General features: G+C 72.5%; 23 protein-coding genes. 20 read left to right on the top strand and 3 right to left on the bottom strand.

Annotated features, from left to right (window positions below):
- Positions 1–123 precede the first annotated feature (123 nt).
- A complete protein-coding gene (locus tag Tsedi_RS02535; protein ID WP_143893285.1) occupies positions 124–1818 on the bottom strand; it encodes an AMP-binding protein in 1695 nt (564 codons plus the stop codon).
- Positions 1819–2024: 206 nt separating this feature from the next.
- Here Tsedi_RS02535 and Tsedi_RS02540 point away from each other — a divergent pair, with 206 nt between their 5' ends.
- The 13 genes from Tsedi_RS02540 (at position 2025) to Tsedi_RS02600 (ending at position 14323) form a co-directional block, all read left to right on the top strand.
- Positions 2025–2684 (top strand): GNAT family N-acetyltransferase, encoded by a 660-nt coding sequence (locus tag Tsedi_RS02540; RefSeq protein WP_246099147.1) that lies wholly within the window; start codon positions 2025–2027, stop codon positions 2682–2684.
- A gap of 79 nt (positions 2685–2763) precedes the next feature.
- The gene (locus Tsedi_RS02545; RefSeq protein WP_143893289.1) at positions 2764–3636 is read left to right on the top strand and encodes a CorC family transporter; all 873 of its coding nucleotides are present in this window, start codon (positions 2764–2766) and stop codon (positions 3634–3636) included.
- Positions 3633–5252: an apolipoprotein N-acyltransferase gene (gene lnt, locus Tsedi_RS02550; RefSeq protein ID WP_143893292.1), complete on the top strand. Its 1620-nt coding sequence runs from the start codon at positions 3633–3635 to the stop codon at positions 5250–5252. Before Tsedi_RS02545 ends, lnt begins: the two co-directional genes overlap by 4 nt.
- 11 nt (positions 5253–5263) lie before the next feature.
- Entirely contained in the window at positions 5264–6184 is a 921-nt protein-coding gene (gene glyQ, locus Tsedi_RS02555; protein ID WP_143893294.1) for a glycine--tRNA ligase subunit alpha, read from the top strand.
- 57 nt (positions 6185–6241) lie between these two features.
- Complete coding sequence (locus tag Tsedi_RS02560) at positions 6242–6499, top strand: AbrB/MazE/SpoVT family DNA-binding domain-containing protein (RefSeq protein ID WP_246099148.1); 258 nt, start codon at positions 6242–6244, stop codon at positions 6497–6499.
- On the top strand, positions 6496–6969 hold the full coding sequence (locus Tsedi_RS02565) for a type II toxin-antitoxin system VapC family toxin (RefSeq protein WP_185970555.1): 474 nt from the start codon (positions 6496–6498) through the stop codon (positions 6967–6969). The genes Tsedi_RS02560 and Tsedi_RS02565 overlap by 4 nt, the downstream gene beginning before the upstream one ends.
- A complete protein-coding gene (gene glyS / locus Tsedi_RS02570) occupies positions 6966–9095 on the top strand; it encodes a glycine--tRNA ligase subunit beta (RefSeq protein ID WP_143893298.1) in 2130 nt (709 codons plus the stop codon). Before Tsedi_RS02565 ends, glyS begins: the two co-directional genes overlap by 4 nt.
- A gap of 16 nt (positions 9096–9111) precedes the next feature.
- The gene (gmhB, locus tag Tsedi_RS02575) at positions 9112–9699 is read left to right on the top strand and encodes a D-glycero-beta-D-manno-heptose 1,7-bisphosphate 7-phosphatase (protein WP_143893300.1); all 588 of its coding nucleotides are present in this window, start codon (positions 9112–9114) and stop codon (positions 9697–9699) included.
- Positions 9696–10472: a lysophospholipid acyltransferase family protein gene (locus Tsedi_RS02580; protein ID WP_143893302.1), complete on the top strand. Its 777-nt coding sequence runs from the start codon at positions 9696–9698 to the stop codon at positions 10470–10472. The genes gmhB and Tsedi_RS02580 overlap by 4 nt, the downstream gene beginning before the upstream one ends.
- Positions 10426–11055 carry a M48 family metallopeptidase gene (locus tag Tsedi_RS02585; RefSeq protein ID WP_143893304.1) on the top strand — a complete coding sequence of 210 codons (630 nt, stop codon included), beginning with the start codon at positions 10426–10428 and terminating at the stop codon, positions 11053–11055. The genes Tsedi_RS02580 and Tsedi_RS02585 overlap by 47 nt, the downstream gene beginning before the upstream one ends.
- Before the next feature lie 20 nt (positions 11056–11075).
- Complete coding sequence (locus Tsedi_RS02590; protein WP_143893557.1) at positions 11076–12320, top strand: efflux RND transporter periplasmic adaptor subunit; 1245 nt, start codon at positions 11076–11078, stop codon at positions 12318–12320.
- A gap of 15 nt (positions 12321–12335) precedes the next feature.
- Entirely contained in the window at positions 12336–13604 is a 1269-nt protein-coding gene (locus Tsedi_RS02595; RefSeq protein WP_143893306.1) for an ABC transporter permease, read from the top strand.
- Positions 13601–14323, top strand: a complete 723-nt coding sequence (locus Tsedi_RS02600) for an ABC transporter ATP-binding protein (RefSeq protein WP_143893308.1) — start codon at positions 13601–13603, stop codon at positions 14321–14323. The genes Tsedi_RS02595 and Tsedi_RS02600 overlap by 4 nt, the downstream gene beginning before the upstream one ends.
- A gap of 25 nt (positions 14324–14348) precedes the next feature.
- On the opposite strand, the gene Tsedi_RS02605 is transcribed toward Tsedi_RS02600, so the two are convergent.
- Entirely contained in the window at positions 14349–15323 is a 975-nt protein-coding gene (locus Tsedi_RS02605) for a prenyltransferase (protein WP_143893310.1), read from the bottom strand.
- A 102-nt stretch (positions 15324–15425) separates the two neighbouring features.
- Between Tsedi_RS02605 and Tsedi_RS02610 the strand changes: the two genes are divergently transcribed.
- The 5 genes from Tsedi_RS02610 to Tsedi_RS02630 are packed head-to-tail and all read left to right on the top strand — an operon-like array spanning position 15426 to position 20880.
- Positions 15426–15839, top strand: a complete 414-nt coding sequence (locus Tsedi_RS02610; RefSeq protein WP_143893312.1) for a MerR family transcriptional regulator — start codon at positions 15426–15428, stop codon at positions 15837–15839.
- 41 nt (positions 15840–15880) lie between these two features.
- Complete coding sequence (locus Tsedi_RS02615; protein WP_143893314.1) at positions 15881–17062, top strand: isovaleryl-CoA dehydrogenase; 1182 nt, start codon at positions 15881–15883, stop codon at positions 17060–17062.
- The gene (gene can, locus Tsedi_RS02620) at positions 17062–17736 is read left to right on the top strand and encodes a carbonate dehydratase (RefSeq protein WP_143893316.1); all 675 of its coding nucleotides are present in this window, start codon (positions 17062–17064) and stop codon (positions 17734–17736) included. Before Tsedi_RS02615 ends, can begins: the two co-directional genes overlap by 1 nt.
- Positions 17737–17758: 22 nt before the next feature.
- Entirely contained in the window at positions 17759–19693 is a 1935-nt protein-coding gene (aceK, locus tag Tsedi_RS02625; protein ID WP_143893318.1) for a bifunctional isocitrate dehydrogenase kinase/phosphatase, read from the top strand.
- Positions 19690–20880 (top strand): acetyl-CoA C-acyltransferase, encoded by a 1191-nt coding sequence (locus Tsedi_RS02630; protein WP_143893320.1) that lies wholly within the window; start codon positions 19690–19692, stop codon positions 20878–20880. The genes aceK and Tsedi_RS02630 overlap by 4 nt, the downstream gene beginning before the upstream one ends.
- Positions 20881–20906: 26 nt before the next feature.
- Here Tsedi_RS02630 and Tsedi_RS02635 read toward each other — a convergent pair whose 3' ends face one another.
- Positions 20907–21464: a Uma2 family endonuclease gene (locus Tsedi_RS02635; RefSeq protein WP_185970556.1), complete on the bottom strand. Its 558-nt coding sequence runs from the start codon at positions 21462–21464 to the stop codon at positions 20907–20909.
- 137 nt (positions 21465–21601) lie between these two features.
- Between Tsedi_RS02635 and Tsedi_RS02640 the strand changes: the two genes are divergently transcribed.
- Positions 21602–22729: an acyl-CoA dehydrogenase family protein gene (locus Tsedi_RS02640; protein WP_143893325.1), complete on the top strand. Its 1128-nt coding sequence runs from the start codon at positions 21602–21604 to the stop codon at positions 22727–22729.
- 57 nt (positions 22730–22786) lie between these two features.
- Positions 22787–24178, top strand: coding sequence for a Trk system potassium transporter TrkA (gene trkA, locus Tsedi_RS02645; protein WP_143893327.1), 1392 nt, complete (start codon positions 22787–22789; stop codon positions 24176–24178).
- Positions 24179–24187: the final 9 nt, after the last annotated feature.

The raw sequence follows: 24187 nt of genomic DNA on the forward strand, positions 1-24187 counted from the left end.
GTGTCTCCGATGGTGATGCCCGGATCATAATCGAAATAAACGAAAAGAGGGGGAAGAGGACTGACCTGCACGGCCGATGCGTCATCCGTTTGCCTCGTCGCCCCTTCGTTCCCGCGCCGCGGGTCAGGCCTTGCCGCGCAGCTCGCGGCGCAGGATCTTGCCCACCGCGCTCTTGGGCAGCTCCTCGCAGAACTCGATGTACTTGGGCCGCTTGTAGCCGGTCAGGTTGTCGTGGCAGAAGCGCATCACCTGCTCCTCGGTCAGCGTCGGGTCGCTGCGCACGACGTAGAGCTTGACCGCCTCGCCCGAGTGCGGGTCGGGCACGCCCACCGCGGCGCACTCCAGCACCCCGGGGCAGGTGGAGACGACGTTGTCGATCTCGGTCGGGTAGACGTTGAAGCCCGAGACGATGATCATGTCCTTCTTGCGGTCGACGATGCGGATGTAGCCGCGCTCGTCCATGACGCCGACGTCCCCGGTGCGCAGGAAGCCGTCGGCGGTGAAGACCTTGGCCGTCTCCTCCGGCTTGTTGTAGTAGCCGGTCATGACGTTGGGGCCGCGGATGCAGATCTCGCCGATGCGGCCCGGCGGCAGGTCGGCGCCGTCGTCGTCCTTGATGGTGATCTCCACGCTGGGCAGCGGCAGGCCGATGGTGCCGGTGAACTCGGTGTTGGTGACCGGGTTGTTGGTGCCGATGGCGCAGGTCTCGCTCATGCCCCAGCCCTCGATCATCGTGCAGCCGGTGACCTTCTTCCACTGCCGCGCGGTGCCTTCGCTGGCGGCCATGCCGCCGGCTTGCGACAGCACCAGCGACGAGAAGTCGAGCTGGCGGAAGCGCGCATTGGCCAGCAGCCCGTTGAACAGCGTGTTGACCGCGGGCAGCACGTGAAACGGCCGGCTCTTGAGCACCTCGACGAACCTGGGGATGTCGCGCGGATTGGGGATGAGGGTGGCGTGCGCACCCTGGCGCATGACCAGCAGCATCAGCGTCAGCGCGAAGATGTGGTAGAGCGGCAGCGCCATGATGTGGTTGGTGCGGCACGCATCGCCGACGCGGTCCAGCGCCGGCTGGAACCACGCCTCGGCCTGCAGGATGGCGGCCACGACGTTGCCATGCGTCAGCACGGCGCCCTTGGACAGGCCGGTGGTGCCGCCGGTGTACTGCAGGAAGGCGATGCTGTCGCGGTCCACCGCGGCGGGCTTGAGCGTGAGCGCCTCGCCCGCGCTCAGCGCCCGGCGGAACGGCACGACGGTGCGCGGTCCCCCCGGCCCCTGCAGCGGCAGCCGGAACGCCGGCACCATGCGCGCCACGTGCCGCACGAGAAAGGTCATCCAGCGCCCGTACCACGGCCCGAGCAGGTCGCCGAAGCTGGCCAGCACGACGTGGCGCACCGGCGTGTGGTCGATCACCTCCTCCAGCGTGTGGGCGAAGTTTTCCAGGATGACGATCGCCTCGGCGCCGGCGTCGCCGAGCTGGTGCTGCAGCTCGCGCGCGGTGTAGAGCGGGTTGACGTTGACGCAGGTGTAGCCGGCGCGCAGCACCGCGGCCATCGTGACCAGGAACTGCGGCAGGTTGGGCAGCATGATGGCCACGCGCGCCCCGGTGGGCAGGCCGAGCGACTGCAGGTACGCGCCCAGCGCGGTGCTCCAGCGGTCGAGCTGGCCATAGGTCATCCAGCGGTCCATGCAGACCGACACCGGCTCGTGCGCGCTGCGGCGAAACGCCTGCTCCAGCAATTCCACCAGCGAGCGGTACTGCGTCGGGTCGATGTCGGCGGGCACGCCGGGCGGGTAGCTCTTCAGCCAAATGCGTTCCATGGGCGGCAGCGAGGGGGAAGGATCCGGCCATTGTGGAGCGGGGGGACGCGCTGCGGTTCAGGGGATGCCCCTAGAAGCTGTCGCCGGCGGCACAGGCGCGGCGGCGGGACGGTCGCCGCCGTCCCTTCGTCGGCCTCGGATATCCGGGAAAACCCTGATGCGCAGGCGTCGGATCGTGTACAGTGCGGGGCATGGTCAGTCCCGCGATGTCCGAACGTCCCGATGTCGTCACCCCGCCGGTGGCGCGGCGGGCGCGCACGCGCGTGCCGATCCGCACGCTCGACGCCGGCGACCGCGAGGCGATCCTGCAGCACCTGCTGGCGCTGGGCGAGCGCGACCGCTACCTGCGTTTCGGCTTTGCCGCCCAGGACGAGCACATCCGCCGCTACGTCGACGGCCTGCGCTTCGGGCTGGATGAGGTGTTCGGCATCTTCAACCGCCGCCTGCAGCTGATCGCGATGGCGCACCTGGCCTACATGGTGCGGCCGGGGCAGGGCAGCGATGCGGCCGAGTTCGGGGTCAGCGTGAGCGCGCATGCGCGCGGGCGCGGCTACGGGCAGCGGCTGTTCGCGCGCGCGCTGCTGCATGCACGCAACCACGGCGTGCGTCTGCTCTACATCCATGCGCTGAGCGAGAACGCGCCGATGCTGCACATCGCGCGCAAGGCCGGCGCCGTCGTGGTGCAGCAGGCCGGCGAGAGTGAGTGCCACCTGGAACTGCCGCCGGCGGACTTCGACTCGCAGTGGCGCGAGCTGCTGCAGGAGGAGCTGGCGCGCGCCGACTTCGGGTTCAAGGCGCTGCGCGCGCGGTTGCGGCGGCTGGGCCGTTGGCTGCAGGGCCGGCTGGGCCTGCGCCAGGGGCGTTGAGGACGGCGGCGGCGCCGGGCCGGCCGGCGCTGCGTCCGGCTGTTGTATCCTTGCGGCGTCGCAACCACCGCCCACCTCCGTGGCCGATCCTGCCCATTCCGCCGAACGCGGGGCCAGCCGCAGCCGCTCCGGCGACCCGCGCGGCTTCCTGCAGCGCCTGGTCGAGTTCCTGCACCCCGGTCCGGATTCGCGCGCCGAGCTGATCGAGGCGCTGGCCGAGGCCGAGGACAACGACGTCATCGGCGCGGAGTCGCGCGTGATGCTGGAGGGCGTCATCCGCATCGCCGACATGACGGCGCGCGACGTGATGGTGGCCGCCGCGCGCATGGACGCGCTGGACATCAACGCGCCGTACCCCGAGCTGCTCAATGTCGTCATCGACACCGGGCACTCGCGCTTTCCGGTCTACGACGGCGAGCGCGACAACATCATCGGCATCCTGCTGGCCAAGGATCTGCTTAAATTGCAGCGCGCCCCGGAGCTCAACCTGCGCACGCTGCTGCGCCCGGCGGTGTTCGTGCCGGAGAGCAAGCCCCTCAACGACCTGCTGCGCGAATTCCGCGCCAACCGCAACCACCTGGCGATCGTGATCGACGAGTTCGGGCGCGTGGCCGGGCTGGTGACGATCGAGGACGTGCTGGAGGAGATCGTCGGCGACATCGAGGACGAGTTCGACGCCGACGACGAGCCCGAGGGCGACATCTTCGCGCTGGCCGACGGCACCTGGCGCATCAGCGGCGACACGCCGATCGAGCGCGTCAACGAATGGTTCCGGGTGCAGCTGCCGCAGGGTGAGTTCGAGACCATCGGCGGATTCGTCGCGCACGAGATGGGGCGGGTGCCGCGGCGTGGCGAGCGCTTCGAGGCGCAGGGTCTGAGCTTCACGGTGCAGCATGCGCGCGGCGGGGCGGTGCGCTGGTTCAAGGTGACCCGCCTGCCCACCGCGCCATGACGCCGGCGCGCGCAGCCGCGCTGGCGCCGGCTGCGCTGGCGCTCCTCGCCGGGCTGCTGCAGGCGTGGTCGGTGGCGTGGCCGTGGGGGCTGGAACTGGCACCGTGGCTGCGCCGCGGCGAGCCGGCCGGCTGGCTGCAGGTCACCAGCCTTGCCGCCGCGGTGGCGCTGCTGGCGCGCAGCCCGGATGCGCGCGCGCTGCTGCTGCGCGCGCTCGCCTTTGCCACCGCGTGGCTGGCGGGGGTGTTCGCGTGGCTGTTCACCTCCATGCACGCCTACGGTGGCATGGCCGCGCCCCTGGCGGCCGCCGCGGTGCTGCTGCTGGCGCTGTTCCTGGCGCTGGACTACGCGCTGGCGGCGTGGCTGTGGTGGCGCTGGCGGCCCGCCGCGCCCTGGGCGGCGGCGCTGGCGTTCGCCGCCGCCTGGACGCTGGCGGAGCTGGCGCGCGGCGTGCTGTGGACTGGTTTCCCTTGGGGCGCGGGGGGGTACGCGCAGGTGGACGTGCTGGGCGCGCTGGCCCCGTGGCTGGGCGTCTACGGCCTGGGGGCGCTGGCGGCGCTGGCGGCGGCGTGGCTGGCGCTGGCGCGCGGCGCGGCGCGGCTGGCCGGGGCGGCGCTCGTGCTGGCGCTGTGGGGCTGGCCCGGCGCCGGTGCGTGGCTGCACGCGCGCCTGCCGCAGCCGACGCAGCCGGCGGGGGCGCTGCCGGTGCGGCTGCTGCAGGGCGCCATCCCGCAGGACGAGAAGTTCGACGCCGAACGCGGCATCGAGCGCGCGCTGCGCTGGTACGGGCAGGCGCTCGTGCGCGCGGCGCAGACCCCTTCGCTGGCCGGCGGGCTGGTGGTGGCGCCCGAGACCGCCATTCCGCTGCTGCCGCAGGACGTGCCGGCCGACTACTGGACGGCGCTGGCCGGCGCGGTTCGCCAGGGCCACGCGGCGGTGCTGATGGGGCTGCCGCTGGGCAGCCTCGCCGACGGCTACACCAACTCCGTGGTCGGCTGGCGGCCCGGTGCGGCGCCGCAGGACGGAGCGCACGCGCCGGCGCGCGCCGACTACCGCTACGACAAGCACCACCTGGTGCCGTTCGGCGAATTCGTGCCGCCGGGCTTTCGCTGGTTCGTCGACCTGATGGTGATGCCGATGGGCGACTTCGCGCGCGGCGCGCTGCCGCAGCCGCCGCTGCAGTGGGGCGGCCAGCGCATCGCACCGCACGTCTGCTACGAGGACCTGTTCGGCGAGGAGCTGGCGGCGGCGTTCCGCGACCCGATGCAGGCGCCGACGGTGCTGGTCAACGTCAGCAACATCGCCTGGTTCGGCGACGGCGTGGCGATCGACCAGCACCGCGGCATCGCCCGCCTGCGCGCGCTGGAGCTGGGGCGCCCGATGCTGCGCGCCACCAACACCGGGGCGACCGCGGCGATCGACCACCGCGGGCAGGTGATCGCGGAGCTGCCGCGCGGCGTGCCGGGCGAGCTCGACGCCGTCGTGCAGGGCCGGCAGGGCCTGACGCCCTACGCGCGCTGGGCCGGCCGCTGGGGGCTGGCGCCGGTGGCCGCCGCGGCGCTGCTGCTGTGGGCGCTGGCGCTGGCCGCGGGCGGGCGGCGCCGGGTGGGGCCGTAGAATCGGCCTTCATGCTGACCTTCCAACAGATCATCCTGAAGCTGCAGGCCTACTGGGACGCGCAGGGCTGCGCGCTGCTGCAGCCGTACGACATGGAGGTGGGCGCCGGCACCAGCCACACCGCCACCTTCCTGCGCGCGCTGGGGCCGGAGCCGTGGAAGGCCGCCTACGTGCAGCCCAGCCGCCGCCCGAAGGACGGCCGCTACGGCGAGAACCCCAACCGGCTGCAGCACTACTACCAGTTCCAGGTGGTGCTCAAGCCCGCGCCGGCCGACATCCTCGACCTCTACCTCGGCAGCCTGCAGGCGCTGGGCTTCGACCTGAAGACTAACGACATCCGCTTCGTCGAGGACGACTGGGAGAACCCGACGCTGGGCGCCTGGGGCCTGGGCTGGGAGGTCTGGCTCAACGGCATGGAGGTGACGCAGTTCACCTACTTCCAGCAGGTCGGCGGCCTCGACTGCCGCCCGATCACCGGCGAGATCACCTACGGGCTGGAGCGGCTGGCGATGTACCTGCAGGGCGTGGAAAACGTCTTCGACCTGACCTACGCGCCGGGCCTCACCTACGGCGACGTGTTCCACCAGAACGAGGTGGAGCAGTCGGCCTACAACTTCGAGCACGCCGACACCGAGTTCCTGTTCACGGCGTTCGCGGCGCACGAGCGCCAGGCGCAGCACCTGATGGCGCAGCAGCTGGCGCTGCCGGCCTACGAGCAGGTGCTCAAGGCCGCGCATACCTTCAACCTGCTGGATGCGCGCGGGGCGATCAGCGTCACCGAGCGCGCCGGCTACATCGGTCGCATCCGCAACCTGGCGCGCAGCGTCGCCCAGAGCTACGTCGACAGCCGCGCGCGGCTGGGCTTTCCGCTGGCGCCGCGGCCCTGGGCCGAGGAGGTGCTGGCGCAGCGCGCCGCCAAGGCGGCGGCCTGACGGGGCGGACGGTCCATACTCGCAGATACGTTGGATCGACGTCTGCCGGAGTCCGCCATGGAACTGACCGTCAGTCGCTGGGGCAACAGCCTGGCCATCCGCCTGCCGCGCGAGCTGCTGCGCCAGCTCGGCGAGCTGCGCGAGGGCGACCGGCTGCAGGTCGAGCCGCTGGGCCCGGCGCGGCTGGTGGTGGCGGTGGATCCGCAAGCCCTTCAGCAGCGCCGCCAGTGGCTGCAGGCATTGGACGCGCTGCACGAGCGGCTGGACGTGCCGGCCACCGGGCCGGTGCCGCGCGAGGCATGGAGCCGGGTTTGAGCGCGCAGACCTGCTACGTCGACACCAGTGTCGGGGTCGCGCTGCCGAGCCGCGAGCCGACGGCCCCGCACGCGCGCGCGGTGCTGCAGGGTGGCTGGCGCCTGCTGACGGCCGACTGGACCGAAGTCGAGGTGGCCAGCGCGCTGGCGGCCAAGGCGCGCCGCGGCGACTTCGCGCCGGCCACGGCGGCGGCGCTGTGCGATGCCTACCGCGACGGCGTGCGCCGCGGCGGCATCGACGTCGTGGCCGGCGAGGGCGAGGATTTTTCGGCGGCCGCCGGGCTGTGCCAGCGCGTGGCAAGCGGCCTGCGCGCCGGCGACGCGCTGCACCTGGCGCTGGCCTGGCGGCGCGGCTGCACGCTGTTCTTCGGCTTCGATCGGCTGCTCAACCGCAACGCCCGCGCGCTGGGGCTGGGCTGGCCTGACGAGGAGGTGCCCCACCGAACGGGGCGATCTGGAATCACGACATGACTGCACACGAACGACAGCCCTTGCTGGTGGAGCTCTGCGTCGAGGAGCTGCCGCCGAAGGCCCTCAAGGTTCTGGGAGCGTCCTTCGCGACGACGCTGGCTGCGCAGCTGCGCGCGCAGGGGCTGGCCGCCGAGGACGCGGTGGTCACGCCCTACGCCAGCCCGCGGCGGCTGGCGGCGCACGTCAGCGGCGTGCTGGCCAAGGCGCCGGACCAGCCGGTGCGCGTCAGGCTGATGCCGGTCAGCGTCGGCCTGGATGCCCAAGGCCAGCCGACGCCGGCGCTGCTGAAGAAGCTGGCGGCGCTGGGCGTGGCGGTGGACGATCCGGCGGCGCTGCGGGCGCGGCTGGTGCGCCAGCCCGACGGCAAGGCCGAGGCCCTGTTCTGGGACAGCGTGGTGCCGGGCGCGACGCTGGCCGACGGCCTGCAGAAGGCGCTGGAGGAGGCGCTGCGGCGGCTGCCGATCCCGAAGGTGATGACCTACCAGCTGGCCGACGGCTGGACCAACGTGCATTTCGTGCGCCCGGCGCATGCGCTGGTGGCGCTGCACGGCGCGGAGGTGGTGCCGGTGCATGTGCTGGGCCTGCAGGCGGGCCGTCACACGCACGGTCACCGCTTCGAGGCCGCGCGCGACCCGATCGAGGTGCCGCACGCCGACGCCTATGCCGAGGTGCTGGCGCGCGACGGTGCGGTGATCGCGAGTTTCGAGGCGCGCCGCGCCGAGATCCGCCGCCAGCTCGAGGAGGCCGCCGCGCGCGTCGGCGGCGGCTGCCGCCCGATCGACGACGAGGCGCTGCTGGATGAGGTCACGGCGCTGGTGGAGCGGCCCAACGTGCTGGTCTGCCAGTTCGATCCGGCGTTCCTCGAGGTGCCGCAGGAGTGCCTGATCCTGACGATGAAGGCCAACCAGAAGTACTTTCCGCTGCTGGACGCCGATGGGCGGCTGACGCACCGCTTCCTGGTGGTCAGCAACGTCACGCCGGCGGATCCGGGTGCGGTGGTGGCCGGCAACGAGCGCGTCGTGCGCCCGCGGCTGGCGGATGCGAAGTTCTTCTACGACCAGGACCGCAAGCGGCCGCTGGAGTCGCGCGTGCTCGGGCTGGCCAGGGTGGTGTACCACCGCGAACTGGGCACGCAGGGCGAGCGCGTGGAGCGCGTGGCGGCGATCGCGCGCGCGATCGCGCAGCGCTTGGGCGGCGAGGAGCTGCTGCGCCTGGCGGACCGCGCGGCGCTGCTGGCCAAGGCCGACCTGCTGACCGACATGGTCGGCGAGTTTCCCGAGCTGCAGGGCACGATGGGGCGCTACTACGCGCTGCACGACGGCGAGGACGCGCGCGTGGCCGAGGCGATCGAGGACCACTACCGGCCGCGCTTTGCCGGCGATGCGCTGCCGCGCGGCGAGGTCGGGCTGGTGCTGGCGCTGGCCGACAAGCTGGAGACGCTCACCGGCCTGTTCGGCATCGGCCAGCTGCCCAGCGGCGACAAGGATCCGTACGCGCTGCGGCGCCACGCGCTGGGCGTGGTGCGCATGCTGATTGAGCGCGACCTGCCGCTGGCGCTGCCGGACCTGCTGGACGACGCCGTGGCGGCGTTTGGCGAGCGCATCCGCGATCCGCGCGCGGCGCTGGCCGACTTCATCTACGACCGCCTGGCGGTGCTGCTGCGCGAGCAGGGCTACACCGTGCACGAGGTGGAGGCGGTGCTGGCGCTGCGCCCGGCGCGGCTGGCGCAGGTGCCGCGGCGGCTGCAGGCGGTGCGGGCGTTCGCCGCGCTGCCGGAGGCGCCGGCGCTGGCGGCGGCCAACAAGCGCGTCGGCAACATCCTGCGCAAGGCCGGGCAGGCGGTGGCGCCGCAGGTGGAGCCGGCGCGGCTGGTGGAGCCGGCCGAGCGCGCGCTGCACGAGGCGCTGCTCGAGGTGCAGCCGCAGGCCGACGCCGCCTTCGAGGCCGGCGACTACACCGAAAGCCTGCGCCGGCTGGCGGCGCTCAAGGCCCCGGTGGACGCCTTCTTCGATGGCGTGATGGTCAACGCCGACGATCCGGCGCTGCGCGCCAACCGGCTCGGGTTGCTTGCGCTGCTGCAGCGCGCCATGAACCGCGTGGCCGACCTGGCGCGGCTGGCGGCCTGAACCGGAGCGGCCGCCGATGCCCGTGCGCATCCCCCGGCTGCTGGTCGTCGACCGTGACGGCACGCTCAGCCGCGATCCGGAGGACTACGTCCACGGGCCGGAGGACTGGGAGCCGCTGCCGGGCGCGCTGGAGGCGCTGGCGCGCCTCAACGAGGGCGGCTGGCGCATCGTCGTCGCCTCCAACCAGACCGGACTGGGGCGCGGCCTGTTCGACATGGCCACGCTCAACGCGGTGCACGCGCGCATGCACCGCATGCTGGCGCAGGCCGGTGCACGGGTGGAGGCGGTGTTCTTCTGCCCCCACGCGCCGGATGAGGGTTGCGACTGCCGCAAGCCGGCGCCGGGGCTGTTCCTGCAGGTGGCGCGGCGCTTCGGCGTGGCGCCGCAGCAGCTGGTGGCGGTGGGCGACTCGATGCGCGACGTGCAGGCGGCGCTGGCCGCCGGCTGCGAGACGCACCTGGTGCTGACCGGGCAGCTGGCGGCCTGGCGCGGGGGCGGCCGTCCGCCGGAGCTGCCGGCCGCCGTGGCCTGCCACGACGACCTGGCCGCGTTGGCCGACACGCTGCTGGCACGCCCGGCGCAGGGCGAGGAGGGGGCGGCATGAACGCGCTGCGCTCCTGGGTCCACCTGCTGTTCATGGGCGTGACGGTGGTGCCGTGGGCGCTGGTGGCGGTGGCGCTGTCGCCCTTCCTCGCGTCGCAGCGGCTGTACTGGTTCTGCGTCGCCTGGGTGCGGCTGCAGATCTGGGCGGCGCGCTGGATGCTGGGCATCCGCAACGAGGTGATCGGCTGGGAGAACCTGCCCACCGACACCCGCGCGCCCGCCATCCTGCTGGCCAAGCACCAGTCCACGTGGGAGACGTTCGCGCTGCCGGTGCTGATGCCGCATCCGCTGGCGTTCGTGTTCAAGCGCGAGCTGCTCTACATCCCGTTCTTCGGCTGGGCGCTGGGCCGGCTGGACATGATCCACATCGACCGCTCCAAGCGCGCGCAGGCGTTCCACAAGGTGGTCGAGCAGGGCCGGGCGCTGCTGGCGCGCGGCGTGTGGGTGATCATGTTCCCGGAGGGCACGCGCGTGCCGCGCGGCGCCAAGGGGCAGTACAAGACCGGTGGGGCGCGGCTGGCGGTGGCCACCGGCGTGCCGGTGATCCCGATCGCCGTCACCTCCGGCCGCTGCTGGCCGCGCCGCGCCATCGTCAAGCGGCCCGGCACCGTGGTGTTCTCGATCGGGCGGCCGATCCCCAGCGTCGGCCGCGACCCGGATGACCTGATGCGCGAGGTCGAGACGTGGATCGAGGCCGAGATGCGCCGGCTCGATCCCGAGGCTTACCGTGACGCCGCGCCACCCGATGCCGCCCGATCCGCCACCGCTGGCTGAGCCGGTCGCGGCGGCGCCGTGGCGCCACCCGCAGGCCAACCGCGCCGCCCGGCTGGCCGGCCGCGAAGTGGCCTATCGGCTCGAGCGCAGCGCGCGGCGGCGCACGCTGGCGCTGCAGGTCGGCCCGCAGGGGCTGCAGGTGCGTGCCCCGCTGCGCGCGCCGCTGGCGTGGGTGGAGGCGTGCCTGCAGCGGCGCGCGGGCTGGATCGTCGCGCACCTGCAGCGGCAGGCGCAGCGTGCGGCGCCGTCGTGGCCCGAGCCGACGCCGGCCCTGCTGGCGCAGGCCCGGGCTGATCTCGCCGCGCGCGTGGCGCACTGGGCACCGCGGCTGGGGGTGCGGCCGCAACGGCTGCGCCTGTCCTCGGCGCGCACCCGCTGGGGCAGCGCCAGCAGCCGCGGCACCGTCAGCCTGAACTGGCGCCTGGTGTGCCTGCCCGACCCGCTGCGCGACTACGTCGTCGTGCACGAGCTGGCGCACCTGCGCGAGCTGCATCACGGTCCGGCGTTCTGGGCGCTGGTGGCGCAGGCACTGCCCGACTGGACGGTGCGCCGTGCCGAGCTGCGCCGCTGGGCGCTGGCCTGATGGTGGTAGGCTAGGCCATGATGGAACGACGCACGCTGTGGATCGCAGGGGGTGCCATGGCGCTGGCGGGGCTGGCGGCTGCGGCGTGGCTGATGGCGCGGCCGGCGCCGGTGCGCGTGGTGACGGTGCAGCGCGCGCCGATCGTGCAGGCGGTGGTGGTCAGTGGCCGCGTCGAGGCCAGCGCCCGGCTCGACGTCGGCGCCGAGCTCACCGCCACCGTGCGCGAGGTGCTGGTGCGCGAGGGCGACGCGGTGCGGGCTGGCCAGACCCTGATCCGGCTGGCCGACGACGAGGCGCTGGCTGCGCTGCGGCAGGCCGAGGCCACCCTGCAGGAGGCGCGCCTGCGCCGGCGCGAGCAGGCCGACGTCACGGCGCCGGTGAGCGAGCAGACCTTGGCGCAGGCCGAAGCCAACCTGCGCAACGCCGAGCGCGAGGCCGAGCGCGCCCGCGCGCTGGTGGCGCGCGGCTTCTACCCGACGCAGCGCGCCGACGAGGCCGAGCGCGCGCTGGCGCAGGCGCGCGGCGCGGCGCAGGCCGCGCGCGTGCAGGCGCAGGCCAACCGCGCCGGCGAGGTGGCCGCGGCGCTGGCGGCGGCACGCGAACGCCAGGCCGAGGCCGCCGTGGCGCTGGCGCAGGCACGGCTGGCGCGGTTGCGGCTCACCAGCCCCGCCGCCGGCGTGGTGCTGGCGCGCCACGTCGAGCCGGGCGGCCTGGCGCAGCCCGGGCGGGCGCTGCTGACACTGGCGGTGGACGGGCCGCTGCGCATCGAGGCGGCGGTGGACGAAAAGCACGTGCGCCAGCTGGCGCCGGGCATGCGGGCGCGCGCCGCCGCCGATGCCGACCCGGCCCAGCCGTTCGACGCCGTGCTGGAGTGGATCGCCCCGGCGGCCGACGCGCAGCGCGGCACGGTGGCGGTGCGACTGGCGCTGCCGGATCCGCCACCCTGGCTGCGCCCCGAGATGGCGGTGTCGGTGGAGATCGTCGGCGCGCGCCGCGAGGATGCGCTGGTCGTGCCGGCGGTGGCGGTGCGCGATCCGGACGGGCCGGCGCCGTGGGTGCTGGCGCTGCGCGACGGCCGCGCGGTGCGCGTGCCGGTGACGCTGGGCCTGCGGGGAGTGGGCCACGTCGAGCTGGCCAGCGGCGTGGAGGCCGGCGCGGCGCTGATTCCGCAGACCGAGAAGGCCGCTGCGGGCGACCGCGTGCGCGCGCTGCCGGCCGCCGGCGCGCGCGGACCGGACATCCCGCAGGGTGTGCTGTCGCGCTGAAGAGGCGGATCGGCCATGGCCTCCTTGCGCGCGCGTCCGGCACTGAGCCCCTGGGCCCGGCGCCTGCCTTTCGAGCTGCTGGTGGCGCTGCGCTTCCTGCGCGAGGGGCGCATGCAGAGCGCCCTGATCCTGGCCGGCGTCACCGGCGGCGTGGCGGTGATCATCTTCCTGACGCAGCTGATCGATCAGCTGCAGGGCTCCATCATCGAGCGGGTGCTGGGTACCCAGCCGCACGTGGTGATCCGCGCGCCCGAGCCGCAGACCCGCCGCGTGCCGGCCGGCCCGCCGGAGCTGGCGGTGGCCGCGCGCGTGCAGCCGCGCGAGCAGCCGCTGCGGCCGGTGGATCAGTGGGAGCGGGTGGCGGCCCTGGCGGCGCGCACGCCGGGGGTGCTGGCGATCTCGCCGGTGGCCAGCGGCCCGGCGCTGGCGCTGCGCGGTCAGGGCAACCGCAGCGTGGCGCTGATCGGCATCGTGCCGGACGCCTACCGGCGCGTCGTGCGCATGGACGACAAGATGGTGCGCGGCCGCTTCGAGGTCAGCGGCACCGAGGCGCTGATCGGCGTCGAGCTGGCCGCCGACCTGGGCGTGGGCGTGGGCGACCGCATCCGTGTCGGCACCGCGGGCGGCCGCGGCGAGACGCTGACGGTGGCCGGCCTGTTCGACCTCGGCAACCGCGACCTCAACCGCCGCTGGGTGTTCGTGCCGCTGCGTCTGGCGCAGACGCTGCTGGAGGTGCCCGGCGGCGTCACGCAGCTGGAGCTGACGGTGCGCGACCTCTTCGGCGCCGAGGCGGTGGCCGCCGAGCTGCGCGCGCAGACCGGCCTGACGGTGGACTCCTGGATGCAGACCAACGCCGCGCTGCTGACGGCGCTGGCCAACCAGACGGTCTCCAACAACCTGATCCGCAGCTTCGTGGTCATCATCGTCGCGCTGGGCATTTCCAGCGTGCTGGTGGTCAGCGTGGTGCAGAAGCAGCGCGAGATCGGCATCCTGCGCGCGATGGGCGCCGGCCGGCGCCAGATCATGGCGGTGTTCCTGCTGCAGGGCGGCATCGTCGGGCTCGCCGGCTCGGCGCTGGGCACCACGCTGGCCTGGGGGCTGCTGGTGGTGTTCTCGCGCGTGTTCAAGAACCCGGGTGACGGCGGCGCGCTGTTCCAGCCCGAGCTCGACCCGCGGCTGGTGCTGCAGGCGGCGCTGGTGGCCTGCGCGGTGGGCCTGCTGGCGGCGTGGATCCCGGCGCGGCGCGCCGCGCGCATGGACCCGGTGCAGGCGATCCGCGCATGAGCACGGCCGGCCGCGACCACCCGGTGCTGGCGCTGCGCGGCATCCGCAAGCGCTACCAGATCGGCACGCCGGTGGAGACCGAGGTGCTGCACGGCATCGATCTGGAGCTGCAGCCGCACGAGTTCGTCGCGCTGACCGGCCCGTCCGGCTCCGGCAAGAGCACGCTGCTCAACGTCATCGGCCTGCTGGAGCGCGCCACCGAGGGGCGACTGCACATCGACGGGCACGACACCGCGGCGCTGACCGAGGCACAGCTGACGGCGCTGCGCGGGCGCACGATCGGCTTCGTGTTTCAGTACCACCACCTGCTGCCGGCCTTCACCGCGCTGGAAAACGTCCTGCTGCCGGTGCTGGCCGCGCACGGCTCGCTCACCGCCGACGACGAGGCGCGCGCCCGCGCGCTGCTGCAGCGCGTCGGCCTGGGCGAGGCGCTGGCCAAGCGGCCCGGGGAGCTGTCCGGCGGCATGCAGCAGCGCGTGGCCATCGCGCGCGCGCTGATCCTGCAGCCGCGCCTGATCCTGGCCGACGAGCCCACCGGCAACCTCGACACCGCCAGTGCCGACGCGGTGTTCGCGCTGCTGCGCGCCTTCAACCGCGACCATGGCAGCGCCTGCCTGATCGTCACGCACGACCCGCGCCTGGCGGCGCGCTGCGACCGCGTCGTCGAACTGGTGGACGGCCGCATCGTCGCCGACCGCCGCGTGGACGCGGCGGAATGAGGCGGCGCGCCCCGCAGCCGGCGCTTCAGCGCTGCAGCGCCACCGCGACGAACGCCGCCGCCAGCGCCAGCGCGTGCAGCAAAGCCGCGGCGATGGTCAGACCGATGGCCGGCCGCAACGCCGTCACCGGCTCGCCGCGCGCGACGAAGCACCACAGCCGCGCCGCCGCCGCCAGCGACAGCGGCGCCGAGGCCAGCCCCCACCAGGCGGTGGTGGGCGGGATCAGCGCGCGCCACGCCACCAGCAGCGCGCCGTGCGCCAGCAGCGCCAGCGCCGTGTAGGCCGCCGCCACGCCCGCCGGCCCGAGCCGCACCGCCAGCGTGCGCTTGGCCACGCGCGCATCGAACGGCGCGTCCGGCACGCCGTTGATCAGCAGGATGTTGGCCACCAGCAGCGCAAACGGCACGGCGCTGACCGCCGGCACCAGGTGCCAGGCGCCGCGCTGCGTGGCATCGGCGCCGACCACGATCAGCCACCATGCCGCCGCCACGGCGAGCTCGCCCAGGCCGCGCGCCATCAGCCGCAGCGGTGGCGCCGAGTAGGCCCAGCCGAGCAGCAGCCCGGCCAGCCCGATGACGACCAGCACCCCGCCGGCCTGCAGCGCCAGCCACAGCCCGCCCAGCACCACCAGCGTCGCCAGCGCCAGCGCCAGCCGGCGCGCGTCGGCGGCGCTGGCCTGGCCCTGCTGGATGACGCGCGAGCCGCCGGTGAACGGCGCCAGCGGCGCGGGGTTGAGCGCATCGGCACCGCTGACGGCGTCGTGATGGTCGTTCCACGCGTTGGCCGCCGCGTGCGCCAGCAGCGCCAGCGCCAGCGCCACCGCCGCGCGCAGCGCATCGAAGCCGCAGCCGCATGCCGCCGCCATCGCGCTGCCGAGCAGCACCCCGGCCACCGTCACCCACAGGAAGCCCGGCCGCACCAGACGCCAGGCGGCCGCGGGTGCCAGGGGGCGCGGCGGCGGCGCGGCCGGCGCGACGGCGTCGGAAGAAGGTTGCCTCATCGCCCCTCACTATACGCCGCCGGTTGCCGCGCGTATGATGCGCGCGGTGTTGACGTTGACGTCAACGTCAATCGGGGCCAGGCCCCCGCATCCGGACACGCGATGGGCAAGACCACCACCTACACGATCGGCGACCTGGCGCGCGAGTTCGACCTGACGACGCGCGCGATCCGCTTCTACGAGGACATGGGGCTGCTGCAGCCGCGCCGGCAGGGGCGGCAGCGCGTCTACTCCGCGCGCGACCGCACGCGCCTGAAGCTGGTGCTGCGCGCCAAGCGCCTGGGCCTGAGCCTGACCGAGGCCAAGGAGCTGATCGACATGTACGACAGCCCGCGCGACACCGGGCCGCAGCTGCGCAAGTTCCTGGAAGTGCTGGCCGTGCACCGGCGCCAGATCGAGGAGCAGATGGCCGACCTGCAGGCCACGCTCGACGAGATCAAGGCGCACGAGAAGGAGGCGCGCACCTTGCTGGCCCGCCTGGGCGACGGGGCGACCGCGCCCGAAAAGGCGGCATAATTGACGTTTACGTAAACGTCAATTCATTCAGGAGACGACCCATGACCCACCTGCCCGGTCTCGATTTCCAGCTCGGTGACGACGTCGAGGCGCTGCGCGATGCGGTGCGCGCCTTCGCCCAGGCCGAGATCGCCCCGCGGGCCGCGGAGATCGACCGCACCGACCAGTTCCCGATGGACCTGTGGCCCAAGCTGGGCGAGCTGGGCGTGCTCGGCATCACGGTGGAGGAGGAGTACGGCGGCGCCGGCATGGGGTATCTGGCGCACATGATCGCGATGGAGGAGATCAGCCGCGCCAGCGCCTCGGTGGGCCTGTCGTACGGCGCGCACTCCAACCTGTGCGTCAACCAGATCCGCCGCAACGGCACCGAGGCGCAGAAGCGCAAGTACCTGCCCAGGCTGATCAGCGGCGAGCACGTCGGCGCGCTGGCGATGAGCGAGCCCGGCGCCGGCTCCGACGTGGTGAGCATGAAGCTGCGCGCCGAGGACAAGGGCGGCTATTATCTGCTCAACGGCAGCAAGATGTGGATCACCAACGGCCCCGACGCCGACGTGCTGGTGGTCTACGCCAAGACCGAGCCGGAGCTGGGCGCGCGCGGCATCACCGCCTTCCTGATCGAGAAGGGCATGAAGGGCTTCTCGGTGGCGCAGAAGCTCGACAAGCTGGGCATGCGCGGCAGCCACACCGGCGAGCTGGTGTTCCAGAACGTCGAGGTGCCGGCCGACAACATCCTCGGCGGTCTCAACAACGGCGTCAAGGTGCTGATGAGCGGGCTGGACTACGAGCGCGCGGTGCTGGCCGCCGGGCCCGTGGGCATCATGCAGGCGGTGATGGACAACGTCATCCCCTACATCCACGAGCGCAAGCAGTTCGGCCAGAGCATCGGCGAGTTCCAGCTGATCCAGGGCAAGGTGGCCGACATGTACACCACGCTGCAGGCGGCGCGCTCGTTCCTCTACACCGTCGGCAAGAACCTGGACCGGCTGGGCGCGGCGCACGTGCGCCAGGTGCGCAAGGACTGCGCCAGCGTGATCCTCTGGTGTGCCGAGGCCGCCACCCGGATGGCCGGCGACGGCATCCAGATCTTCGGCGGCAACGGCTACATCAACGACTACCCGCTCGGTCGCCTGTGGCGCGACGCCAAGCTGTACGAGATCGGTGCCGGCACCAGCGAGATCCGCCGCATGCTGATCGGCCGCGAGCTGTTTGCGGAGACCGCCTGATGCCGTGGCGCGCCCTGCTGGAGCGCAACCGTGCCTGGGCCGCGCGCGTGCAGGCCGAGCGCCCCGGCTTCTTCAGCGCGCTGGCGCGCCAGCAGTCGCCGCGCTACATGTGGATCGGCTGCTCCGACAGCCGCGTGCCGGCCAACCAGATCACCGGGCTGGAGCCGGGCGAGGTGTTCGTGCACCGCAACGTGGCCAACGTGGTGGTGCCCACCGATCTCAACTGCCTCTCGGCGGTGCAGTACGCGGTGGACGTGCTGCGCGTGGAGCACCTGATGGTGGTGGGGCACTACGGCTGCGGTGGCGTGCAGGCGGCGCTGCAGGGGCTGCGCGTCGGCCTGGCGGACAACTGGCTGCGCCACGTGCGCGACGTGGCCGAGCGCCACGCCGCGGCGCTGGCGGCGCTGCCGGAGCAGGCGCGGCTGGACGCGCTGTGCGAGTACAACGTCATCGAGCAGGTGCGCCACGTGGCGCAGTCCACCGTGCTGCAGGACGCCTGGGCGCGCGGGCAGGCGGTGACGGTGCACGGCTGGGTCTACGGTCTGCACGACGGCCTGCTGCACGACCTGGGGACCTCGGTGGACGGGCCGGCCCGCATCGACGCGGTATATGCTCAGGCCTGCGCCGCGGTGGCGCGGCGGCGCGCGCCGTCGGCCGCCGGCGCCGCGTCCTGAATTCCCGACGAGCGATCCGCCCATGCTGCTGCAACGCATCGACTCCAACGTGGCCTACGGCATCGCGCGCGCGATGATCGACGGCTTCAACCGGCACTACCGGCTGTTTCGCGCCGAGTCGGCGCGCGCCAAGCACCGCTTCGAGACGGCGGACTGGGCCGGCCAGCAGCGCGCGCAGCGCGAGCGCATCGAGTTCTATGACCTGCGCGTCAAGGAGTGCGTCACGCGGCTGGAGCGCGAATTCCAGGCCTCGCGGCAGCCGATGGAGGTCTGGCAGCAGGCCAAGCTGCTCTACATCGGCATGCTGGTCGACCACCGCCAGCCGGAGCTCGCGGAGACCTTCTTCAACTCGGTCACGACCAAGATCCTGCACCGCAGCTACTTCCAGAACGACTTCATCTTCGTGCGGCCGGCCATCAGCACCGAGTACATCGAGCCGGAGGACCCGTCCGCGCACACCACGTACCGCAGCTATTACCCGCAAAGCCTGGAGGAGCTGCGCCCGGTGCTGCAGCGCATGGTGGAGGACTTCGGCCTGCGCGTGCCGTTCGAGGATCTGGCGCGCGACGTGGCCGACGTGCACGCCGCGCTGCTGCCGCTGTTCGACCACAGCCGCCTGCGCCCCAACTTCCAGATCCAGGTGCTCGACAGCCTGTTCTACCGCAACAAGGGGGCGTACGCGGTCGGAAAGCTGATCAACGGCTTCCAGGAGGTGCCGTTTGCGCTGCCGATCCTGCACAACGACCGCGGGCAGCTGGTCATCGACGCCCTGCTGCACGGCGAAGACGACCTGCTGATGCTGTTCTCGTTCGCGCGCGCCTACTTCATGGTCGACATGGAGGTGCCCAGCGCCTACGTGCAGTTCCTGCGCAGCATGATGCCGAGAAAGCCGCGCGCCGAGTTCTACAACGCGCTCGGGCTGGCCAAGCAGGGCAAGACGCTCTTCTACCGCGACTTCCTCTACCACATGCGGCACAGCACGGACAAGTTCCGCATCGCGCCCGGCATCAAGGGCATGGTGATGCTGGTGTTCGACCTGCCGAGCTTTCCGTTCGTCTTCAAGGTCATCAAGGACCGCTTCCCGCCGCAGAAGGACATCACGCCCGAGCAGGTGCGCGCCAAGTATCAGCTGGTCAAGCAGCACGACCGCGCCGGCCGCATGGCCGACACGCTGGAGTTCTCGGAGGTCGGGTTCCCGCGCGCGCGCTTCACCGACGAGCTGATCGAGGAGATCCTGCGCGAGGCGCCCAGCCAGATCGAGATCGGCGACCGCAACGGCGACGGCAACGTCGAGGTCGTGCTCAAGCACGTCTACATCGAGCGGCGCATGATCCCGCTCAACCTCTACCTGCAGGAGTGCTTCGATGCGCTGCAGCAGGATCCCAACGACCAGCGCGCGCGCCAGCAGCTGGAGCACGCCGTCATCGAGTACGGCAACGCGATCAAGGACCTGGTGGCGGCCAACATCTTCCCCGGCGACATGCTGTGGAAGAACTTCGGCATCACGCGCCACGGCAAGGTGGTGTTCTACGACTACGACGAGATCGAATACATCACCGACTGCAACTTCCGGCGCGTGCCGCCGCCCCGCCACGAGGACGACGAGATGAGCGGCGAGATCTGGTACAGCGTCGGCCCGCACGACGTCTTTCCGGAGACTTTCGGTCCGTTCCTGCTGTCCAACCCGCTGGTGCGCGAGATCTTCATGCGCCACCACGCCGACCTGCTCGACGTCGACTTCTGGCTGGCGCACCAGCAGCGGCTGCGTGCCGGCCACGTGCACGACATCTTCCCGTACGAGCAGTCGCGCCGCTTCTCGACCAAGCGCGCCGTGGTGCTGAGCCCGACGGCCGAGTCCGCCAGCGGCGCGGCCGCCCCCTCTCCACCCCCCCTGGACGGCGCGGCGCTGGTGGCCGCCTCGTCCACCTTTTCCTCTGCAGAAGGAGTCACCGCATGAGCACCGCTACCGATCCCGTGGTCATCGTCGGCGCCGCGCGCACGCCGATGGGTTCGTTCCAGGGCGACTTCGCCGCGCTGGCTGCGCACGACCTGGGCGCCGCCGCCATCCGTGCCGCCGTCGAGCGCGCCGGCGTCGCGCCCGAGCTGGTCGACGAAGTCCTGATGGGCAACTGCCTGATGGCCGGCCAGGGCCAGGCCCCGGCGCGCCAGGCGGCGCTCAAGGCCGGCCTGCCCAAGAGCGCCGGCGCCGTGACGCTGTCCAAGATGTGCGGCTCGGGCATGCGCGCGGCGATGTTCGCGCATGACATGCTGCTGGCCGGCAGCGCGCAGGTGATGGTGGCCGGCGGCATGGAGAGCATGACCAACGCGCCGTACCTGCTGCTCAAGGGCCGCGGCGGCTACCGCATGGGGCACGACCGCGTCTTCGACCACATGATGCTCGATGGTCTGGAGGACGCCTACGAGCCCGGCCGCAGCATGGGCACCTTCGGCGAGGACTGCGCCGCCAAGTACCAGTTCACGCGCGAGCAGCAGGATGCCTTCGCCACCGAAAGCGTCAAGCGCGCGCAGCGCGCCGTGGCCGACGGCAGCTTCGCCGCCGAGATCACGCCGGTGACGGTGAAGGACAGGAGCGGCGAGCGCGTGGTGGCCACCGACGAGGGGCCGGGCAAGATCAAGCTGGACAAGATCCCGCAACTGAAGCCCGCGTTCAAGAAGGACGGCACGATCACGGCGGCCTCCAGCTCCTCGATCAACGACGGCGCGGCGGCCCTGGTGCTGATGCGTGCCTCCACCGCCGAGCGGCTGGGCTGCACGCCGCTGGCGCGCATCGTCGGCCACGCCACGCACGCGCAGGAGCCCAACTGGTTCACCACCGCGCCGGTGGGCGCCACGCGCAAGCTGCTGGCCAAGGTCGGCTGGCAGGTGTCCGACGTGCAGCTGTGGGAGGTCAACGAGGCGTTTGCCGTGGTGCCGATGGCGCTGATGACCGAGCTGGGCGTGGCCCATGACATCGTCAACGTCAACGGCGGCGCCTGCGCGCTGGGCCACCCGATCGGCGCCAGCGGCGCGCGCATCATGGTCACGCTGATGCACGCGCTGAAGGCGCGCGGCCTGAAGCGCGGCGTGGCCACGCTGTGCATCGGCGGCGGCGAAGGCACCGCGATCGCGCTGGAGATGCTCTGATGCGCGCGGCGGCGCGGCGCCGGGCCTCAGCCCAGCAGGGCCGACAGTGGGCCGCGCCAGCCGACGCTCGTCAGTTCCGCCTCGGCCTGCACCCCCTCGACGACATGGTGCTCGAAGCGCCCTTCAGCGTTGCGGCGGAACACCTCCAGACGCAGCCGCGCAGGGTCGAGCAGCGCATACTCGCGCACGCTGGGCAGTCGCTGCAGGCTGAGGAACTTCTCCCCGCGGTCGTAGGCTGCCGTCGAGGGCGACAGCACCTCCAGCACCAGGACGGGGGCGCGCAACGCTGTGGCATCCGGGTCGTCCAGGTCCTGCGGATCGCAGGTGACGACCACGTCGGGATAAAACCAGTGCTGCGCCGCCTCCACCGCCACCCGCACGTCGCTGACGAAGACCTGGCAAGGGGTATCCTGCAGGTGTCGCTGCAGCGTCATCGCGGCGGCCAGCGTGGCGCGGTTGTGCCGCAGCGAGCCACCCGTCATCGCATACACCTCGCCGCGCCAGAAGTCGTGGCGCAGCGGCTGCGCGCTTTCCCAGCGCAGGTATTCGTCGAGGCTCAAGCGGGCGGGTTCAGCTTGGCCCATGGGGGCTCCAGTCAAGTTAGGGACGTAGCGACTTATCGTAGTGGATCGACGCCGGCGGCGCCAGCAGGGCGTGCCGGGTCGAGCCGGACGTGCGGCGCGATACCGCCCGGAACCCATCGAGACGAGGAAGACGAACGATGCTGCTGAACGACGACCAGCGCATGATCCGTGAGGCGGTGCGCGCGTTCGCGCGCGAGCGGCTGTGGCCGCACGCCGCGCAGTGGGACCGCGACCACACCTTCCCGCGCGAGGCGCACCGCGGGTTGGCGCAGCTGGGCTGCTACGGCGTGTGCGTGCCGCCGGAGTACGGCGGCGCCGGGCTGGATTACCTGAGCCTGGCGCTGGTGCTGGAGGAGATCGCCGCCGGGGATGGGGGCACCAGCACCGCCATCAGCGTCAACAACTGCCCGGTGTGCGCCATCCTGCTGCGCTACGGCAGCGAGGCGCAGAAGCGCCGCTGGCTCACGCCGCTGGCGCGCGGCGAGATGCTGGGGGCGTTTTGCCTGACCGAGCCGCACGTCGGCTCGGACGCCGCGGCGCTGCGCACCACCGCGCGGCGCGACGGCGACGGCTACGTGCTCGACGGCGTCAAGCAGTTCATCACCAGCGGCAAGAACGGGCAGGTCGCCATCGTCATCGCCGTCACCGACAAGGCCGCCGGCAAGCGCGGCATGAGCGCGTTTCTGGTGCCCACCGACACGCCCGGCTACATCGTCGAGCGGCTGGAGGACAAGGTCGGCCAGCACTCCAGCGACACGGCGCAGATCCGCTTCGAGGGCTGCCGCATCCCGGCGGAAAACCGCATCGGCGAGGAGGGCGAGGGCTACAAAATAGCCCTTTCGGCGCTGGAGGGCGGGCGCATCGGCATTGCGGCACAGAGCGTCGGCATGGCGCGCAGCGCGCTGGAGGTGGCGATCGACTACGCCAAGCAGCGCGAGAGCTTCGGCAAGCCGATCTTCGAGCACCAGGCGGTGGGTTTTCGCCTGGCCGAGGCGGCGGCGCGGCTGGAGGCGGCGCGGCAGCTCACCTGGCACGCCGCCGCGCTGCGCGACGCCGGCCAGCCGTGCCTGAAGGAGGCGGCGATGGCCAAGCTGATCGCCAGCGAAACGGCCGAGTGGGTCTGCTCGGTGGCGATCCAGACGCTGGGCGGCTACGGTTACGTGCGCGACTTTCCGGTCGAGCGCATCTGGCGCGACGTGCGCGTCTGCCAGATCTACGAGGGCACCAGCGACGTGCAGAAGATCCTGATCCAGCGCGCGCTCTGACGCGCGCGCCTGCGGCGGCGGTGCCGTCGCCGGGGCGCGGCGTATGATAGGCGCGCCATGAACATCATCATCTTCGGCGCCGGACGCGTGGGCGAGAGCGTCGCCGAGAGCCTGGTGTCCGAGCAGAACGACATCACGGTGATCGACCAGGACCCGGCGCGCGTGCGGGCGCTGGAGGAGCGGCTGGACCTGCGCGGCGTCGTCGGCAACGGCATCCAGCCCTCGGTGCTGGCCGAGGCCGGGGCCAAGGACGCCGACATGCTGATCGCGTGCGCGGCGCTGGACGAGTCCAACCTGGTGGTCTGCAAGGTCGCGCACGACGTCTTCCAGGTGCCCACCACGATCGCGCGCCTGCGCTCGCCGGAGTTCGAGGAGGGCAGCGAGCTGCTCGGCAAGAGCGGCTTCGCGGTCGATCACGTGATCTGCCCGGAAGAGTCGGTGATGCGCTACATCCACCAGCTCATCGACTACCCGGAGGCGCTGCAGGTGCTGGAGTTCGCCGACGGGCGCGTGTGCCTGATCGCGGTGCGCGCCACCGCCGGCAGCGCGCTGGTCGGGCACACCATCGGCGAATTCCGCCGCCTGGTGCCGGACGTGGAGATGCGCGTGGTGGCGCTGTACCGGCTCGACGCCGAGATGGATCCCGGCCCCTCCACGCGCATCCTGCCCGGCGACGAGGTGTTCATCCTGGCGGCCAACGACCAGATCCGCCAGGTGCTGGCGGCGCTGCACGCGCGTGACAAGCCGGTGCAGCGTGTCATGATCGCCGGCGGCGGCAAGGTCGGCCTGCGGCTGGCGCGCTCGCTGGTCGGGCAGTGCCAGGTCAAGATCGTCGAAGCCAGCGCCAAGCGCTGCGAGTACCTGGCCAGCCAGCTGCCCTCCAGCACGCTGGTGCTGCACGGCGACTGCACCGACGAGGCGCTGCTGGAGGAGGAAAACGTCGCCGAGATGGACCTGTTCCTCGCGCTGACCAGCGACGACGAGGACAACATCATGGCGGCGATGCTGGCCAAGCGGCTCGGCGCGCGGCGCGTGCTGGCGCTGATCAACCGCCGCGCCTACGCCGAGATGATGCAGGGCAGCGCGATCGACATCGCGGTGTCGCCCGCGCAGACGGTGATCGGCGAGCTGCTGGCGCACGTGCGCCGCGGCGACGTGGTGGCGGTGCACAGCCTGCGCCGCGGCGCCGCCGAGGCGCTGGAGGGCGTGGCGCGCGGCGACGTCAAGAGCTCGCGCCTGGTGGGCCGGCGCGTCGAGGAGGTCAAGCTGCCGCCCGGGGCGCGCATCGGCGCCATCGTGCGCGGCGAAGGCCCCGATGCCGCGGTGCTGATGCCGCATCACGACACGCTGATCCAGGCCGACGACCACATCGTCATCTTCATCCCCAACAAGCGCCTGGTGCGCGAGGTCGAAAAGCTGTTCCAGGTCGGGGCGACCTTCTTCGGCTGAACCCCGCAG

Origin of the sequence: Tepidimonas sediminis, from assembly GCF_007556605.1 — a bacterium.
Lineage (GTDB): Bacteria > Pseudomonadota > Gammaproteobacteria > Burkholderiales > Burkholderiaceae_C > Tepidimonas > Tepidimonas sediminis.

What these genes read in the sequence shown, in the direction of transcription:
- Tsedi_RS02535 (WP_143893285.1), bottom strand. Translation starts at nt 1,818, where the DNA reads ATGGAACGCATTTGGCTGAAGAGCTACCCGCCCGGCGTGCCCGCCGAC.
- Tsedi_RS02540 (WP_246099147.1), top strand. Translation starts at nt 2,025, where the DNA reads ATGTCCGAACGTCCCGATGTCGTCACCCCGCCGGTGGCGCGGCGGGCG.
- lnt (WP_143893292.1), top strand. Translation starts at nt 3,633, where the DNA reads ATGACGCCGGCGCGCGCAGCCGCGCTGGCGCCGGCTGCGCTGGCGCTC.
- glyQ (WP_143893294.1), top strand. Translation starts at nt 5,264, where the DNA reads ATGCTGACCTTCCAACAGATCATCCTGAAGCTGCAGGCCTACTGGGAC.
- Tsedi_RS02560 (WP_246099148.1), top strand. Translation starts at nt 6,242, where the DNA reads ATGGAACTGACCGTCAGTCGCTGGGGCAACAGCCTGGCCATCCGCCTG.
- glyS (WP_143893298.1), top strand. Translation starts at nt 6,966, where the DNA reads ATGACTGCACACGAACGACAGCCCTTGCTGGTGGAGCTCTGCGTCGAG.
- gmhB (WP_143893300.1), top strand. Translation starts at nt 9,112, where the DNA reads ATGCCCGTGCGCATCCCCCGGCTGCTGGTCGTCGACCGTGACGGCACG.
- Tsedi_RS02580 (WP_143893302.1), top strand. Translation starts at nt 9,696, where the DNA reads ATGAACGCGCTGCGCTCCTGGGTCCACCTGCTGTTCATGGGCGTGACG.
- Tsedi_RS02590 (WP_143893557.1), top strand. Translation starts at nt 11,076, where the DNA reads ATGGAACGACGCACGCTGTGGATCGCAGGGGGTGCCATGGCGCTGGCG.
- Tsedi_RS02595 (WP_143893306.1), top strand. Translation starts at nt 12,336, where the DNA reads ATGGCCTCCTTGCGCGCGCGTCCGGCACTGAGCCCCTGGGCCCGGCGC.
- Tsedi_RS02600 (WP_143893308.1), top strand. Translation starts at nt 13,601, where the DNA reads ATGAGCACGGCCGGCCGCGACCACCCGGTGCTGGCGCTGCGCGGCATC.
- Tsedi_RS02605 (WP_143893310.1), bottom strand. Translation starts at nt 15,323, where the DNA reads ATGAGGCAACCTTCTTCCGACGCCGTCGCGCCGGCCGCGCCGCCGCCG.
- Tsedi_RS02610 (WP_143893312.1), top strand. Translation starts at nt 15,426, where the DNA reads ATGGGCAAGACCACCACCTACACGATCGGCGACCTGGCGCGCGAGTTC.
- Tsedi_RS02615 (WP_143893314.1), top strand. Translation starts at nt 15,881, where the DNA reads ATGACCCACCTGCCCGGTCTCGATTTCCAGCTCGGTGACGACGTCGAG.
- can (WP_143893316.1), top strand. Translation starts at nt 17,062, where the DNA reads ATGCCGTGGCGCGCCCTGCTGGAGCGCAACCGTGCCTGGGCCGCGCGC.
- aceK (WP_143893318.1), top strand. Translation starts at nt 17,759, where the DNA reads ATGCTGCTGCAACGCATCGACTCCAACGTGGCCTACGGCATCGCGCGC.
- Tsedi_RS02630 (WP_143893320.1), top strand. Translation starts at nt 19,690, where the DNA reads ATGAGCACCGCTACCGATCCCGTGGTCATCGTCGGCGCCGCGCGCACG.
- Tsedi_RS02635 (WP_185970556.1), bottom strand. Translation starts at nt 21,464, where the DNA reads ATGGGCCAAGCTGAACCCGCCCGCTTGAGCCTCGACGAATACCTGCGC.
- Tsedi_RS02640 (WP_143893325.1), top strand. Translation starts at nt 21,602, where the DNA reads ATGCTGCTGAACGACGACCAGCGCATGATCCGTGAGGCGGTGCGCGCG.
- trkA (WP_143893327.1), top strand. Translation starts at nt 22,787, where the DNA reads ATGAACATCATCATCTTCGGCGCCGGACGCGTGGGCGAGAGCGTCGCC.